The organism is Pseudomonas sp. TYF_14, from assembly GCF_043105275.1.
Lineage (GTDB): Bacteria > Pseudomonadota > Gammaproteobacteria > Pseudomonadales > Pseudomonadaceae > Aquipseudomonas > Aquipseudomonas alloputida.
In genome coordinates, this window is sequence record NZ_JBICLK010000036.1 from 1 (window position 1) to 16457 (window position 16457).

The following is a 16457-nucleotide window of genomic DNA, read 5'->3' on the forward strand; positions in this document are numbered from 1 at the left end:
CGCAGGGCAGGGCGGTAGCCGGAGGTGATGCGCCTGCACAGTTCGAGGGTTTCGCTGAGTGAGTCCATGGTTGTGTTGTGCCTCAGTCCTTGGTGCGCAGGCAGCGCTGCACGTTGTCCATCAGGGATGTCTGCTGCTCGCGCGTGGCGGCAATCGCCTCCTGCCAGGCTGGCGAGCTACTGAGCTGTTCGCCACCACGAGCCAGCATCAGCACATAGCTGATAAGGTCTTCTTCTCGCCCCAGGCCTTGTGCGCGCGCCTGATCCAGATAGTGCTGAATCAAGCCAACCCGTGTGCCGTGGCAGGCAGCGTGCAAGGACGGGCAGGACTGCTCGTTCTTGAGCAACTCGGCAAGTTGAAAGCTCAGCGGGTCACCCGCCAGTTCGGCCCAACACGCTTCGTTCAACGTGATTGGCGGACAGTGCGTGGATTGAGGCTGATCACCGCCGGATATCTGCATCCACAACCGCTTGCTCGGGTGCGCCACGGGGGCCCACCAGTGATGGATGGGGGCCAGCCATTCGCTAACCCCAGGCAGCTCACGGTGCCTGTCCAGCACTAGCAGAGCCGCGGCGGTGTGGAAGCGCAACAGGTACGAGTGGCCGTCCGTGCCCGTGACGATGTTGGCGTGGCTCAAGTGTCCGGCGAGCCGGGCAGCGGGAAGCGCGCTGACTATCCAGCCGCACACGGCGCCAGCAGCACCTTGTTCAAGTTGCCACTGGAAGTCGTACTGGGCCGAGACATCGGAACCGAGGCGCGAACCGAACAACCAAGGGCCTGCTGTCCGCAGGTTGCTGAACTGGGCTTGCTGCAGCAGTGGCCAGCAGCGGCCCGTGTAGTGCCCGGTCAGTTGTTCTTGCACCTTGGGTGTCAAATTGGCCATTTCCACGATGGCGCTGAGGCGATAGTGATCGGATGCCCGCAGCACATCGACCATTGCTCTGACAAATGGGCTGGGCATCAGCTTGCTCCTTCCATGCGAATGATGGTGTGGCCGTCGGCGATCGCCTTGAGCAGGCAGCTGAGGCAAATGGGTTCGCCAGGCGCTGGTACGCCAGACGTTGAAGTGACGCGATTGCTACCCGTAGCCTGCTGGCTGACAGGCCCTTTGAAGGCCAGCGCCAGGCCGTCCAGCGTTATACCGGCGCCGTCTACTCTCAAAAGCCCTGCGGGGCTGCGGATCGTCAGGCTTTCGCTGACCTGGATGTCATAAACCTTGGTGGTGTGCCGGATGGCTTCGCCCGTTTGCAACGTGCTGTGACCGGCAACGACCTGTTCGCGGTGGCCGCCGATTTCTACCGTGTGGTTTGCCTTGGTGATGTCCTGCCGGTGGTTCCCTACCTGTTCGATTCGGTCCTTGCCTGTGGTGATCCTGTGGTTGCGGCCGATGCTCAGGCTGTCGTCGTTGCCGATTTCGTGTACCCGGTTCTGGCCGATGCCAACAGACTCGTCACGGGCAATGTCTTCGCGACGGTCCTGACCGATCGAAATCGTCTCGTCTCGTTCGACGCGTTCGGTACGATCGTTACCCACGCGTGTGGTTTCGTCGTGCTTGACGATGTTGTTCTGGTCCCGCTCGGCATGAATGAACACCTCCTGCCGACCCAGTTCATCCTCGAAGCGCAGCTCGTTGAAGCCTTCGCCTTTATGGGTCTGGCTCTTGATGGTCATGCGCGTCTTGTGCTCGGGCAGGTCATAGGGCGGCAACTGGTTACCGCAATAGGTGCGCCCGGTGATCATCGGCTGGTCCGGGTCGGCGTTGACGTACTGGATGATCACATCCTGGCCGATGCGCGGGATGGCCATCGAACCCCAGCTGCCCCCCGCCCAACCTTGCGACACGCGCACCCAGCAGGAGCTGAACTCGTTGTTTTCGCTTTCCCGGTCCCAAGGAAAGCTCACTTTCACCCGGCCCCATTGGTCGCAATAGATTTCCTCGCCCTTGGGCCCGACCACCGTCGCCATGTGCGGGCCGTCGATGCGTGGCTTGGGCAGGGGGGCCGGGCGCCATTCGGTCCTGCCGGGAACCAGCAATGCTTCCTGTTTGTAGCGGGTGCCTTGCTGCGAGTCGGCGGCCTCTTCCTGCAGGCTGGTGAACTGGGTGCCTTCGTGATGCACGCTGACCGTGCGCCAGTGCACGTTGAGGTCTTCACGCGGGTGCTCGATGAGGGTGAAGCTCAGCCCCGGTTGCAGGCGCACATCGTCGCCTTCCACTTCGGCAATGCGTGCATCATGGCGCAGGGCCGTGAGGCGGGTGGCAGTGAACGGAACCCCGACCGCATCACGCTTGTATCGGCCGGGGTAGTCGAAGCGCTCATAGTTCAGCGATTGATGGGTGTTGCTATTGTCGTAAGCCTGGTGTTCCTGACGGTATTGTGGGTGAGTGAAGGTGTAGTCCCGTTGCACCTGCCGCGCTGTTCGAACCTGTTCGCTGTAACGCAAGCGCCGCAGGCAAGGCCTGGCCTGATCGCCGCCTCCAACGGATCGGTACAGCACCTGATCGGGGCCCACGTCGTCATTGTGAAACCCTTCATCCTCATCATCGGTCTTGATGGCCCCCCGGCTGATCTGGCCCAGCGCCAGCAGCCGGTCAGTGATGATTAGCAAGTGCTGTTTCGGCGTGTGGTCGAAGCGGTAGACAATGCCTTCCTCGGCGGCCAGGCGGGCCATGAAGTCGAGGTCTGTTTCACCGGCCTGCACGCAAAATTCGCGCACCTGATGCGGGTCGAGACACTTGAGCTCGTAGGCATTCACGCCCTGGCGCTTGAGCATGATCTCGAGAATCTGCGGCACGGTTTTCTGCTGGAAGATGCGCCAGTTCGAGCGCAGCCCGGCGCGGGCCAGCACGGGCTCGACCAGTGCCCGGTAACGGGTGCGATCGAAGCCTGTTTCTCCCTGGCTGAAGGTGCTGACCAGGCCGTGCACGTAGCGCAACGGGCGCTCACCCTGCCAGAGGGTGAAGAGCACCGGTTTGTCGAGGAGCTGGGCGAAGTCGACATCGTCTTCGAAACTGACCAGCTCCAGTTGTAGTCGGAACGGGGAGCTGATGGCTTCGTCCAGTTCGAACGACACCACCTCAAACTCGCTACGGCCAACCAGCGGCTGGAAAGTGAAGCGCAGATCGGATTGGCTGGGCATGTGGCGTCCCCCGTTACTGCTGCAGAATGGCGTTGAGCGATTCGACGACTTCGGCGGTTAGCAGGTCGAGGCGGTAGCTGTAGTAGCTGTAGGCGCAGACCATGGCGATGACCGAGATGACCAGCGGGGTCCACCAGGGCCACTGCCAGCGGCGCATACGGTGGGGGCAATGGACGACGTTGCTATAGGGGTCGCTCACTGTTTCCGGCGTGGGGCCACGCAGTTGGCGAATGACCTTGTGCATCCGGCTGATCAACGCGCGAAGGATTTCATCGCCCTTGGGGTCAAGGGCGTATTTGCCTTGCAGGCCCAGGCAAAAGCAGAAGTACAGGAACTCCAGCACATCCTGGAATTCCTTTGGCGATTGCATGATGCGCTCGAGCAGCACGAAGATCTTTTCGCCGCCCTGGGTTTCGTCGTGGAAGATGCTCAGCAGCGGTTCGTGGCTCCAGCACGAGTTCTGGCCCCAGGGGCGGGTCATCACGGCCTCGTCCAGGTGCAGGCACAAGGCGTAGGAATAGACTTCCTGATGGACCGCGCAATAGCCGTGCTGTCGCATTTCCTCGCGGATAGTACCGATCTGCGTTTGCACGGTCTTGTGCACGAACTGGATGTTGGGCAGGTCATCCAGTGTGCGCAGGCGAATGACCAGGCCGAACAGCTGGCTTGCCGCGTCGAGCATGAGGTTGTCGTAGCCGCCGCGTAGCTGAAAGTCCGGGTCGGCCGGGTAGCTGGTCAGATCTGTTGCGTATTCAGGACCCGCGCCACCAGGAGGCCGTGGGGTTTCATTTGTGTCTTCAAGCAGGATTGGCTTTTGGTGGGCGGGCACTGGTTTGCCAGTGCGGTCGGACTCTTTGGGCATCCTTGATCCTCGTCTCTTGGCAGGTCAAACACTCGCAGTGCACCTACTTCCATGCGGCCGGGCGCAAGCATTTGCGAAAGTTTGAAGCCTAACGAGGAATCAATTTTTGAGACAGATTGAAACTTCCTAATGCGTTGTAAGAAGTTTCGCTAAAAGTTGTTTTTAAGTGTTTCTTGTCAAAAAAATGATGTTTTGTACAGGTAGGGAAGGCAAAGCATGAAACCGGTTTCAAAACCTTTCTGAACGCGCTAGATTATTCGGCTGTCTCTTGATGGCCTATCAAGATCACCTCTCAATTGAAAATCAGATGGCGCTTATCAAGGCCGCCCCACAGCCGATGAGGATTCGCAATGCCTGAGCATGCCCCAGACAACCCGCGCAGGGATTTTCTGCGCAAGACCTTGACCCTGATCCCTGTCGTTACCGTGGCCAGCACGGGCCTTGGCGCAGGCGCCAGCCAGCTGCTTGCGGCCCCGCAACAGCAACCGAACGTGCCCGCCACGCCACCTGCGGGCGACTATCGACCGACATTCTTCAGCGCCGAGGAGTGGGCTTTTGTCCAGGCTGCCGTGTCGCGCATCATCCCGGCCGATGAGCTTGGCCCAGGGGCACTCGAAGCGGGTGCCGCCGAGTTCATCGACCGCCAGATGAATACCCCCTACGCGACTGGCGCACAGTGGTACATGCAAGGGCCGTTCAACGCCGACGCCCCGCCCGAACTGGGCTACCAGCTGCAGCTCAGCCCGCAACAAATCTACCGCCTGGGCATCGCTGCCGTGGATGGCTGGTGCAAGGCCAATGGTGGACAGGTTTTTGCTGCGCAAGATAGCGCTACCCGGGACCGCATTCTCAGCAAATTGGAGGCAGGAGAGCTGGTTTTCGAATCCGTTCCGGCCAAGGTGTTCTTCAGCCTGCTGGTGCAAAACACGCGTGAAGGGTTCTTCTGCGACCCGATTCATGGCGGCAACAAAGGCATGGTCGGCTGGACTCAGATCGGCTTCCCCGGCGCCCGCGCCGATTTCATGGACTGGGTCGAGCGCAATGAGCCTTACCCGTTCCCGGCTGTATCGATCCGTGGTGAGAGGGCCTGAGGCATGGCGACGGTGTTGAACAAAGTGGATGCGGTGATCGTCGGCTTCGGCTGGGCCGGTGCGATCATGGCCAAAGAGCTGACCGAGGCCGGGCTGCACGTGGTAGCCCTGGAGCGGGGGCCGATGCAGGATACCTACCCCGAAGGCAGCTACCCGCAGGTGATCGATGAGCTGACCTACAGCGTGCGCAAGAAGCTGTTCGTCGATGTATCGAAAGAAACCGTCACTGTCCGCCATAGCGTGAATGACGTGGCATTGCCCAATCGCCAGCTGGGCGCATTCCTGCCAGGCAAGGGCGTGGGGGGCGCGGGCCTGCACTAGTCGGGTGTGCACTTCCGGGTCGACCCCGTCGAGTTGCGCCTGCGCAGCCACTATGAAGAGCGCTACGGGCGCAGGTTCATTCCCGAAGGCATGACTATCCAGGACTTCGGCGTCAGTTACGAAGAGCTGGAGCCCTATTTCGACTTTGCCGAAAAGGTCTTTGGCACTTCAGGCCAGGCCTGGACCGTCAAAGGCCAGGTGGTCGGTGAAGGGAAGGGCGGCAACCCCTATGCGCCGGACCGTTCCAACCCGTTCCCGCTGCCCGCGCAGAAGAACGTTGTATCGGCAAGGCTGTTCGAAAAGGCTGCCACCAGCCTGGGCTACAAACCCTACAACCTGCCGTCGGCCAACACGTCGGGGCCATACACCAACCCCTACGGGGCGCAGATGGGGCCTTGCAACTTCTGCGGTTTCTGCAGCGGCTACGTGTGTTACATGTACTCCAAGGCCTCGCCCAACGTGAATATCCTGCCGGCGCTGCGCCAGGTGCCCAACTTCGAGTTGCGGCCCAATGCCCACGTGCTGCGGGTGAACCTGGACGACAGCAAGCGCAAGGCCACCGGCGTGACCTACATCGATGCCCAGGGGCGCGAGGTGGAGCAGCCGGCAGAGCTGGTGATTCTGGCGGCGTTCCAGTTCAACAACGTGCGTCTGATGCTGCTTTCCGGCATTGGCAAACCTTACGACCCGGTAAAGAACGAGGGTGTGGTCGGGCGTAACTTCGCCTATCAGAACATGGGTACAGTGAAGGCGTTCTTCGACAAGGACACCTACACCAACAACTTCATCGGCGCGGGTGGCAATGGCATTGCCATCGACGATTTCAACGCCGACAACTTCGACCATGGCCCGCACGGCTTCGTCGGCGGTTCGCCAATGTGGGTGAACCAGGCCGGCAGCCGGCCGATTGCCGGTACCTCCAACCCGCCGGGCACACCGGCCTGGGGCAGTGCCTGGAAGAAAGCCACGGCCGACTACTACACCCACCAGGTGTCGATGGACGCCCACGGCGCACACCAGTCCTACCGTGGCAATTACCTGGACCTGGACCCCACCTACCGCGATGCCTACGGTCAGCCGCTGCTGCGCATGACGTTCGACTGGCAGGAAAACGACATCAAGATGAACCAGTTCATGGTCGACAAGCTGAGCAAGATCGCCCAGGCGATGAACCCCAAGGCCATTGCCGTGCTGGGCAAGCAGGTCAAGGACCACTTCAACACCACCAGTTACCAGACCACCCACCTGAACGGCGGGGCGATCATGGGCACTGACCCCAAGACCAGTGCACTGAACCGCTACCTGCAAAGCTGGGACGTACACAACGTGTTCGTTCCGGGGGCTTCGGCGTTCCCGCAGGGGCTGGGTTACAACCCGACCGGGCTGGTGGCTGCGCTCACGTACTGGTCGGCCCGCGCCATCCGTGAGCAGTACCTGAAAAACCCCGGTCCGTTGGTCCAGGCTTGAGGAGCGATGAGCATGAAGACACTGTTGATCGCCACCCTGGTGCTGGGCGCCGGTGCGGCTGCACAGGCCGTAGCGAATGACGATGCGCAGGTACGCCTGGGCGAGTACCTGGCCCGCGCCGGTGACTGCGTGGCCTGCCATACCGCCAAAGGCGGCAAACCCTTTGCCGGCGGGTTGCCGATGGAAACGCCGATTGGCACGGTGTACTCCACCAACATCACCCCGGCGGCCAGTGGCATTGGCCAGTACAGCTTCGAAGACTTCGACCAGGCCGTGCGCAGGGGGATCGGCAAGGACGGCAGTACGCTCTATCCGGCCATGCCATACCCATCGTATGCGCGGGTCAGCGAGCAGGACATGCAGGCGCTCTACGCCTATTTCATGAAGGGCGTGGCGCCTGTCGAGCAGGCGAACAAGGCCTCTGACATTCCCTGGCCGCTGAGCATGCGCTGGCCGCTGGCAATCTGGCGCGGCGTGTTCGCTCCAGAGGCCAAGCCCTGGCAGGCATCGGCGACAGCTGACGCTGTGGTGAACCGCGGTGCGTACCTGGTCGAGGGCCTTGGGCACTGTGGCGCTTGTCATACGCCGCGGGCACTGACCATGCAGGAGAAGGCCCTGAGCGCGGCCGATGGTGAGCAGTTTCTGGCCGGCAGCGCACCGCTGGAAGGCTGGATTGCCAAGAACCTGCGTGGTGATCACAAAGACGGCCTGGGCAGCTGGAGCGAAGCGCAGTTGGTGCAGTTTCTCAAGACTGGGCGCAGTGATCGTAGCGCCGTGTTCGGCGGCATGAGCGATGTGGTCGAGCACAGCATGCAGCACATGAGTGATGCTGACTTGACCGCTATCGCCCGCTACCTGAAAACCCTGCCGCCGAGTAATCCGGATGACCAGCCACATGTGTACGACAAGCAGGTAGCCGATGCGCTATGGACGGGTGACGACAGCAAGCCTGGGGCGGCGGTGTACATCGACAACTGCGCGGCCTGCCACCGCACCGACGGGCAGGGCTACACCCGCGTGTTCCCGGCTTTGGCCGGCAACCCGGTGGTGCAGACTGCGGATGCCACGTCGCTGATCCATGTGGTGCTCGCCGGTGGCACGGTACCGGCAACGCACAGTGCACCGTCGAACTTCACCATGCCGGCTTTCGGCTGGCGCCTGAGTGACCAGGAGGTTGCCGAGGTGGTGAATTTCATTCGCAGCAGTTGGGGTAACCAAGGCAGTGCCGTCACCGCCGGTGATGTAAAGTCGCTTCGCTGACGTGTTTTTCAGCGCCCTCGCCCGTAGGAGCGGGTTTACCCGCGAACACGGGCGAAGCCTGTGCCATCCCTAATCCCGATCCCGTAGATCTAAATCTATTAATATCAATGACCTATGCAATATTCTTAATGCGATTTAACATTTCCTGTCTTCGTGCCCGACCAACGGCCTGTTGACGAACCCGCGCATTTTTGCTGTATTGAAACCGGTTTCATCACTATTAAAACAATCATAAGGAAAACCCATGACCGACGCGCCTGCCCATACCCGCGAACGGGTCACCATCAGTGAAGTGGCGCGTGTTGCTGGCGTTTCCAAAGCCACCGTCTCCCGTTACATCGGTGGCGACCGCCAATTGCTGGCCGAAGCCACGGCCAAGCGGCTGGAAGAGGTCATCGAACGCCTCGGCTATCGCCCCAACCAGATGGCTCGCGGCCTAAAGCGCGGCCAGACGCGACTGATCGGCATGCTGGTGGCCGATATCCTCAACCCCTATTCAGTGGCCGTGATGCACGGCGTGGAAACCGCCTGCCGTCAGCATGGTTACAGCCTGGTGGTGTGCAACACCAACCGCGACGACGAGCAGGAGCGTCACCACCTGGTGGCCCTGCAGAGCTACAACGTCGAAGGGCTGATCGTGAACACGCTCGGCCACCACCCCGGCGAGCTGCTCAACCTGCAGCGTGACATCCCCATGGTGCTGGTCGACCGCCAATTGCCCGAGCTGAATGTGGACCTTGTCGGCCTGGACAATGCTGGCGCAGTCGAGCAGGCCCTGGACCACCTGCAAGCCCAGGGCTACCGCGACATCCTGGCGGTCAGCGAACCCCTCGATGGCACCAGTTCACGCCTGGAGCGGGTGCAGGCATTCGGCGCGTCGATCAGCCGACGGCCAGGCATGCGTCAGCAGGTACTGGAAATCGGCGCCGGGCTGCAGGGCCAACTGGCTTCGTTTCTTGCCCACAGTGGTCATGGTCCGCAAGCCATCTTCACCTTCAACGGCGTTGCCACCTTGGCGGTCACCCGGGCGCTGCTCGAGGCCGGGCGCAACCTGGTTGCCGATGTCGGTCTGATCGCCCTCGACGACCTCGACTGGTACCCCTTGGTCGGCAAAGGCATCACCGCACTGGCCCAGCCCACCGAGCGTATCGGCGTGGCGGCCTTCGAAAGCCTGCTCGGTCGCTTGCGCGGCGACAGCGGCGCAGCCCGGCGCATCGACTTCAAGGCCAACCTGATCATCCGCGGTTCAACCCAACCCCAGTAAGAAAACGGCAGGCTTGCGCCTGCTGCTGATCAAAAATGAAACCGGTTTCATAAGGACAAGAACAATGCAAGCGAACCCCGTTTCCATCAGTCTCTCCAGCTACGGCGCCGACTTTGTGCGCCAACGTGGCCAGGAGCAGTTTCTGGACCTGCTGGCAGCCGCTGGCGTCAGCCGCGTCGAATTGCGCGAAGAATTGTTCGCCAGCGCACCGGACGCAGCTGCGCTGGGTAGGGTCATTGCCGCGCTGCGCCTGGAATGCCTGTATTCCACCCCCCTTGAACTGTGGACCGCGCAAGGCGTGCCCGACCCGCTGCTGGTGCAGAAGCTGGAAATAGCCCGGGCGCTTGGCGCGGTGGCGCTGAAGGTTTCCTTGGGGCACTTTGATGAGCACTGCGATGTTACGGCCCTGGTGTCGCTGCTGCCTGCCCATGGGCCTCTGTTGCTGGTGGAAAACGATCAGACCGCACAAGGTGGCAGGATCGAACCGATGCTGCAGTTTTTCCAGCGTGTCGACCCGCTTGGGCTGCGCCTGGGCATGACGTTCGATATCGGTAACTGGCAGTGGCAGGGCGAGCCTGCGCCGCAAGCTGCAAGGCAGCTAGGCCGTTGGGTGCGCTATGTGCATTGCAAGGCTGTGCAGCGCCGGGCCGATGGCCGTCTGGTTGCCATACCGCCGCAAGCAGCGGACCTGCAAGCGTGGGCAGCGCTGATGGCCGAGTTCGCACCGGGCGTGGTGCGCGCCGTCGAGTACCCCCTGGTGGGCGAAGACCTGCTGGCGCTGACCCGGGCCCAGGTGCGTCACCTTTCTGCACTGGGCGCTGCGCAGGAGCTGGACCATGCATGAACATGACGTGCTGTGTTTCGGCGAAACCATGGCCATGTTCGTCGCCGAGCAAGCCGGTGACCTGGCCGGTGTCGGGCAGTTTGGCAAACGCATCGCCGGCGCCGACAGCAACGTGGCGATCGGCCTGGCGCGGCTGGGCTTCAAGGTGCGCTGGCTGAGCCGGGTTGGTGACGATTCGCTGGGCCGTTTCGTGCTCGACAGTTTGCGCTGCGAAGGCCTGGACTGTTCCGGTGTCGAGGTGGATGCCAACTACCCGACGGGCTTTCAGCTCAAGGCCCGCAGCGAGGATGGCAGCGACCCGGCAGTGGAGTACTTTCGCCGCGGTTCGGCGGCCAGCAGGTTGTCACCTGCGATGGTGAGCCCCGTTTGGCTGCAGGCTCGCCACGTGCACGCTACCGGTATTCCGCTGGCGTTGTCGGACAGCTGTCGGGCGCTGTCCCACGCGCTGTTGGACGGAATGCGCGCAGCCGGTCGCAGCATATCGTTCGACCCCAACCTGCGCCCCTCGCTGTGGCCCGATCAAAGCAGCATGGTGCGTGAAATCAATGCCCTGGCGGCCAAGGCCGACTGGGTTTTACCGGGGCTGGAAGAGGGGCGGTTGCTGACCGGTCAGCACACCCCGGCCGATATCGCCGCGTTCTACCTGGACCAAGGGGTGGAACTGGTGGTGATCAAGCTGGGCGACGCTGGCGCCTACTTCCGCAGCGCCAAGGGCGAAGGGCAGGTAGCCCCCGTGCCAGTCAGCCGCGTGGTGGACACCGTCGGTGCAGGTGATGCCTTTGCCGTCGGTGTGCTCAGCGCGCTACTGGAGGGCCGTCCGGTAGCCGAGGCGGTAGCGCGCGGCAACTGGTGCGGCAGCCGTGCCGTGCAGTCGCGTGGCGACATGGAAGGGCTGCCGCTGCGCCATGAACTGGAGGCCTACGACTTGCGCAGAAGCGCGTAAAGGCCCCAACCCGAATCACCTGTTGCAACAAAAAAAACAAGCTCAGGAGCAACAAACCATGCAAAGCCAAAGCCTGGCACCGCGCCGCTGGTGGTACATCATCCCGATCGTGTTCTTTACCTACAGCTTGGCCTACCTGGACCGCGCCAATTACGGCTTCGCTGCCGCCTCCGGCATGGCCGAAGACCTGCACATCACCCCGGTGCTGTCTTCGTTGTTGGGTGCGCTGTTCTTTCTCGGTTACTTCTTCTTCCAGGTGCCCGGCGCCATCTACGCTGAAAAGCGCAGCGTGAAGAAGCTCATCTTCGTCTGCCTGATCCTGTGGGGCGGCCTTGCCACGCTTACCGGCATGGTCAGCAACGTCTACATGCTGATCGGCATCCGCTTCCTGCTCGGGGTGGTGGAGGCTGCGGTCATGCCGGCCATGCTGGTGTACCTGTGCCATTGGTTCACCCGGGCCGAGCGTTCACGCGCCAACACCTTCCTGATGCTGGGCAACCCGGTGACCATTCTGTGGATGTCGGTGGTGTCCGGTTACCTGATCAAGCATTACGACTGGCGCTGGATGTTCATCATCGAAGGCCTGCCTGCCGTGATCTGGGCGTTCTTCTGGTGGCGCCTGGTGGATGACCGCCCGGCCCAGGTGGCTTGGCTGAGCGAGCAGGAAAAGGCCGCCCTGGCGCAGGCGCTGGCTGCCGAGCAGCAGGGTATCAAGCCTGTAAAGAACTACCGCGAAGCGTTCCGCTCGCCGCAAGTGATCATCCTGGCGCTGCAGTACTTCTGCTGGAGCATCGGCGTGTATGGCTTCGTGCTGTGGCTGCCGTCGATCCTCAAGCAGGCGGCGAACGTCGATATCGTGCAGGCCGGCTGGCTGGCCTCGGTGCCTTACCTGGCGGCGGTGCTGGCAATGGTGGGCGTGTCCTGGGCGTCCGACCGCCTGCAAAAGCGCAAGCGCTTCGTCTGGCCGCCGCTGCTGATTGCCGCGTTGGCGTTCTATGGTTCCTACGCCTTGGGCAGCGAGCATTTCTGGCTGTCGTATGCATTGCTGGTGGTCGCTGGTGCCTGCATGTACGCCCCTTATGGCCCGTTCTTCGCGATCGTGCCCGAGATCCTGCCGGCCAACGTCGCAGGCGGCGCCATGGCGCTGATCAACAGCATGGGGGCGCTGGGCTCGTTTGGCGGCTCGTGGCTGGTGGGCTACCTCAATGGGGCTACGGGCGGGCCCGGCGCCTCTTACCTGTTCATGTGTGGTGCGCTGCTGACTGCAGTGGCGCTTACCGCTGCGCTCAATACTTCCCAGACCTCTGGCCGGGCAAAGCGCGATAGCTCGCGTCTGGCCATGAACCATTAGGAAACCTGCAATGAAGAAGCGAATCGTCCTGTATAAACGCCTGTCCGACGACTTGATGGCACGCCTGCAAGATCGCGTCGAGGTGACCTGGGTGGACACCACCCAGCCCGATGCCCTGGCCCGCCTGCGCGATGCGTTACCGGGGGCGCACGGGTTGTTGGGGGCCAGCCTGCGCCTGGATGCCAGCCTGCTCGACCTTGCCCCGCAACTGGAAGTGGTGTCGAGCGTTTCGGTAGGCGTGGACAACTACGACATTGCTGAACTCAGCAGGCGTGGTGTGATGCTCACCAACACGCCCGACGTGTTGACCGAAACCACGGCCGACACAGGCTTTGCCTTGATCCTGGCTACCGCCAGGCGGGTGGTGGAGCTGGCGAACTGGGTGCGTGACGGCCGTTGGCAGGCCAACCTGGGGCCGGCGCATTTTGGCAGTGATGTGCATGGCAAGACGCTAGGCATCGTCGGCATGGGCCGCATTGGCGAGGCCCTGGCCCGGCGCGCGGCCGCTGGCTTTGGCATGCGCGTGCTGTATCACAGCCAGCGTGCCAAGCCCGAGGTGGAAGCACGCTATGCCGCATGCCAGTGCAGCCTGGATGAGCTGTTGCAGCAGGCAGACTTCGTTTGCCTGACGGTGCCATTGAGCGCCAGCACCGAAGGCCTGATAGGCGCACGGGAACTTGCGTTGATGAAGCCTGACGCAATACTGGTGAACATCTCACGCGGGCGTGTGGTGGATGAGCAGGCGCTGATCGAAGCGCTGCGGGCCAGGCGCATCCGCGGTGCGGGGCTGGACGTGTTCGTGCACGAGCCACTGCCGATCGACTCGCCGCTGTTGCAGCTGGATAACGTGGTAGCGACCCCGCATATCGGCTCGGCGACCGAGGAAACCCGCCAGGCCATGGCGCGTTGCGCGGTGGACAACCTGCTCAGCGCGCTGGCCGGTGAGCGGCCGGTAAACCTGGTCAACGGCTGACGCGCCCCCGCTCCCACAGGGGCCGCGCAGCCTTTGAAACGGTCAGCGGCAGTTGCCTGCCTTGCGATACCCCGCTGCCTGCGCTTCACCTTCGTTTGCGAAGGTAACCTGGTTCTTCGCTGTAACCTGGTTGTAGCCCGGGCAGCCGACTGACAGGTGATAGACGTGGCTGTTGCGGTTGCCAAGCACGGCGCCGACCGAACCGGCGCTGGCCAGGCTTGGTTTGGCCTCTGGCTTGGCCGCGTTTACCGGCACCGCCTGTACCACGCCGCTGCCAACCGGCTTGTAGCCGGCAGTCCACTTGCGTTCGCCGCTTACGAACGGGTTGGCATGGCCCATGATCGCGGCAATGCGCCGGTCGCGTTCTTTCTCCCAGGCCGACACGGGGTGTTGCTTGTCCCAGGCCATCAGCAGCTGTTGCTGTTGGCGCGACATGTTCAGCTTGTAGCGGTCGAACATGTAGAACGTGGTGCGGGCCACCAGGCCTTTGACTTCGTCACGCGGTTCGGCGGTGCGCTGGACGAAATCGACCTTGGTGGTGCATTGGCCGTATTCGCCGGCATTGCCAGTGACCATGCCGTAGTTGAAGTTGCTGCGGTCACCGTTGACCTCACCCACGGCCGGGTAAAGGTTGAACAGGTCGGCCTCCATGGCGCGGAACACCGGGTCGTTGTCCACGCAGTGCTCACGGCCGCCGTTCTTCCAGCACTGGCGCTGGTTGCCGAAGGTGTGGGCGGGCACGATGTGTTCCCACTCGGTGCGTTCGGCACGGTTCTGCTGCTTGCGTGTCTGGTAACCACACGAGGCAGCGTCGATGCGCCCGCCAGACTTGCCCACCCAGGTCCATTTGCAACCGCAGTACAGGTCGCCCATGGCACTGCTGGCCTGGTCCAGGTAGACCTTCTGCTTGGCCACCACCTTGGCTTCGGTGAAGGTGGCCGGCGGGTTGGCCAGAGCGGGGAGGGTAAAGGAAAATAATAAGGTTACGGCGTAAAGCAGTGATTTCATGGGGAAAACATATTTCAGGTTGGGCCGGGCATTGTAATGGTTTCCCCGGGGCTGACCAGCTCGCGGAGCCATACCAATGGTCGGCCAGGGTCGTCGCTGCCCATACGGCTGAATGTGGCTGAGTCGAGCATGTCCCGCACCTCGGTGCCCATGCGCAGCAGGTGCTCGACGAAACCGGCACCGACGTCACCGTAATCCTCCAGGGAAACCCCGCTCTGGTTGTGCTGGATTGCTAGGTGGTAATGACTGACACCATCGCCGTTGCCGCTACCGCCCAGTACCACCGTGAAGCGTGGGCCAAGCAGGGTGGCCAGGCGTTCCTGCACCAGATCGAGCAGGGCGACGGGTATTTCATTTTCGCGCAGTGATGTAGGGAAACAGGGTGTGAACGGAGGCATGAGGGTGTCCTGCTGGGCGGGGTTCGAGTGCTGGCCAGCTTAGGCAAGGTGACTGTCAACTTGGGTAAAGCGGGGGTAAAAGCGGGTAATGCTCAACCCCCGTGCTGCGCGGTTCATTTCAAGAGCAGCATCAGAAGGTCTGCCCTAACGAGAACTGGAACACCTGGGTTTCGGCGTTATCCGGCTTTTTCAATGGCGCCGCCAGGCTGAAACTCAGCGGCCCCATCGGGCTGTACCAGGTCACGCCAACCCCCAGCGACACAGCCATCTGCGCCAGGTCGACGCTGCCGCAGCCTTGGGTGGTGGACAGGTAGCAGGTGTCGGCATACACGTTGCCGGCATCGACGAACACCGAGCTGCGCAGTTGGCTCTGGTCCTTCACGAAGGGCAGCGGGAACAGGTACTCGGCACCGCCGGTAATCAGGATATTGCCCCCCAGCACATCGGTGTCGCGGTCGGAATAGTAAGCCTGCCCAGCGTTGGAATAGGCCCCGGTAGCCGGTGTGCTGCGCGGGCCGAGGGTGCCGTCCTTGAACCCGCGTACCGACCCCTGCCCACCGGCGTTGTAGCTTTCATAGAACGGCAAGCCGTCGGTGGAGCCATAGCCGTTGCCGTAGCCCAGGTTGGTGTGCAGGCGCAGCGTGGTGTTGCTGGTCACCGGCAGGAAAGCCTGGCCGTTGTAGTCGAGTTTGTAGAACGACAGGTCGCTGCCAGGGGTGGTAGCCATCAGCGTCAGGCTCTGCGAGTGGCCCCGGGTGGCCAGTACGCCTTTGTTGAGGGTAGATTCCGACCAACCGATCGACGCCTTGAGGTTGTTGAAGCTCTTGCCTTCGCGGGAGATGAAATCGTAGATCTCGTCAGCGCTGTAGGTGCCGGGCGAAATGTCGTCGTGCTGCAGGGTCAGGCCGTAGGTCAGGCGCGAGGTTTCGTTGATCGGGTAGCCAAAGCTGACCCCGGCGCCGTAGCTGTTGATTGCATAGTACGAAACACCATCGTCGTAGTAATCGCTGTAGTCGGTGCTGTTGTAGAACAGGTTGTAGCCCAGGCTGACACCGTCGGCGGTGAAGTAGGGATCGACGAAGCCGAAGTTGTACTTGGTCTGGTATTCCGAACGGGTCAGGCCGATGGATACCTTGTTACCGGTACCGAGGAAGTTGCTCTGGCTGATCGAACCACCCAGGATCAGGCCGGCGCTCTGGGCGAAACCGACGCTGGCGGTGATCGAGCCGGAGGCCTGCTCTTCGACGCTGTAGTTGACGTCGACCTGGTCGTCGGTGCCAGGCACCTGCGGGGTCTCGACGTTGACTTCCTTGAAGAAGCCCAGGCGCTCAAGACGGGTCTTGGACTGGTCGATCAGGTAGGTCGACGCCCAGCCGCCTTCCATCTGGCGCATTTCGCGACGCAGCACTTCGTCTTCGGTCTTGGTGTTGCCGCGGTAGTTGATGCGGTTGACGTAGGCACGCTTGCCCGGGTCGACCACGAACATGATGTCGACCGTGTGGTCCTGGTCGTTGGGTTGCGGCACGCCGTTGACGTT

13 protein-coding genes and 1 pseudogene are annotated in these 16457 nt (G+C 62.2%); 8 read left to right on the forward strand and 6 right to left on the reverse strand.

Features of this window, described 5'->3' with window-relative positions:
* Positions 1-82 precede the first annotated feature (82 nt).
* Genes ACF8O8_RS12215 through icmH form a run of 3 tightly spaced genes read right to left on the reverse strand, consistent with a single transcriptional unit; the run spans position 83 to position 4000 of the window.
* Positions 83-961 carry a DUF4123 domain-containing protein gene (locus tag ACF8O8_RS12215; protein WP_049587673.1) on the reverse strand — a complete coding sequence of 293 codons (879 nt, stop codon included), beginning with the start codon at positions 959-961 and terminating at the stop codon, positions 83-85.
* Complete coding sequence (locus tag ACF8O8_RS12220; RefSeq protein WP_010954258.1) at positions 961-3138, reverse strand: type VI secretion system Vgr family protein; 2178 nt, start codon at positions 3136-3138, stop codon at positions 961-963. Before ACF8O8_RS12220 ends, ACF8O8_RS12215 begins: the two co-directional genes overlap by 1 nt.
* 13 nt (positions 3139-3151) lie before the next feature.
* The gene (gene icmH, locus ACF8O8_RS12225) at positions 3152-4000 is read right to left on the reverse strand and encodes a type IVB secretion system protein IcmH/DotU (RefSeq protein WP_010954257.1); all 849 of its coding nucleotides are present in this window, start codon (positions 3998-4000) and stop codon (positions 3152-3154) included.
* A 350-nt stretch (positions 4001-4350) separates the two neighbouring features.
* Between icmH and ACF8O8_RS12230 the strand changes: the two genes are divergently transcribed.
* From ACF8O8_RS12230 to ACF8O8_RS12265, 8 genes and pseudogenes are all read left to right on the forward strand, one after another.
* Complete coding sequence (locus ACF8O8_RS12230) at positions 4351-5091, forward strand: gluconate 2-dehydrogenase subunit 3 family protein (RefSeq protein ID WP_060489445.1); 741 nt, start codon at positions 4351-4353, stop codon at positions 5089-5091.
* A 3-nt stretch (positions 5092-5094) separates the two neighbouring features.
* Positions 5095-6879 (forward strand): annotated as a pseudogene (locus ACF8O8_RS12235) (GMC family oxidoreductase).
* Positions 6880-6891: 12 nt separating this feature from the next.
* Positions 6892-8139 carry a c-type cytochrome gene (locus ACF8O8_RS12240; RefSeq protein ID WP_392509766.1) on the forward strand — a complete coding sequence of 416 codons (1248 nt, stop codon included), beginning with the start codon at positions 6892-6894 and terminating at the stop codon, positions 8137-8139.
* 244 nt (positions 8140-8383) lie between these two features.
* Positions 8384-9403, forward strand: coding sequence for a transcriptional regulator PtxS (gene ptxS, locus ACF8O8_RS12245; protein WP_392509767.1), 1020 nt, complete (start codon positions 8384-8386; stop codon positions 9401-9403).
* 64 nt (positions 9404-9467) lie between these two features.
* Positions 9468-10247 (forward strand): sugar phosphate isomerase/epimerase family protein, encoded by a 780-nt coding sequence (locus tag ACF8O8_RS12250; protein ID WP_392509768.1) that lies wholly within the window; start codon positions 9468-9470, stop codon positions 10245-10247.
* Positions 10240-11190, forward strand: a complete 951-nt coding sequence (locus ACF8O8_RS12255; RefSeq protein ID WP_087535524.1) for a sugar kinase — start codon at positions 10240-10242, stop codon at positions 11188-11190. The genes ACF8O8_RS12250 and ACF8O8_RS12255 overlap by 8 nt, the downstream gene beginning before the upstream one ends.
* 58 nt (positions 11191-11248) lie before the next feature.
* Entirely contained in the window at positions 11249-12541 is a 1293-nt protein-coding gene (locus ACF8O8_RS12260; RefSeq protein WP_014861724.1) for an MFS transporter, read from the forward strand.
* 10 nt (positions 12542-12551) lie between these two features.
* A complete protein-coding gene (locus ACF8O8_RS12265; protein ID WP_010954249.1) occupies positions 12552-13514 on the forward strand; it encodes a D-glycerate dehydrogenase in 963 nt (320 codons plus the stop codon).
* 42 nt (positions 13515-13556) lie between these two features.
* On the opposite strand, the gene ACF8O8_RS12270 is transcribed toward ACF8O8_RS12265, so the two are convergent.
* From ACF8O8_RS12270 to bamA, 3 genes are all read right to left on the reverse strand, one after another.
* Positions 13557-14522: an endonuclease gene (locus ACF8O8_RS12270; RefSeq protein ID WP_047605231.1), complete on the reverse strand. Its 966-nt coding sequence runs from the start codon at positions 14520-14522 to the stop codon at positions 13557-13559.
* 14 nt (positions 14523-14536) lie between these two features.
* Complete coding sequence (locus tag ACF8O8_RS12275; protein WP_010954247.1) at positions 14537-14920, reverse strand: hypothetical protein; 384 nt, start codon at positions 14918-14920, stop codon at positions 14537-14539.
* Positions 14921-15050: 130 nt separating this feature from the next.
* Positions 15051-16457: outer membrane protein assembly factor BamA (bamA, locus tag ACF8O8_RS12280; RefSeq protein WP_392509769.1), on the reverse strand; the 1407-nt coding region annotated here is incomplete at its 5' end.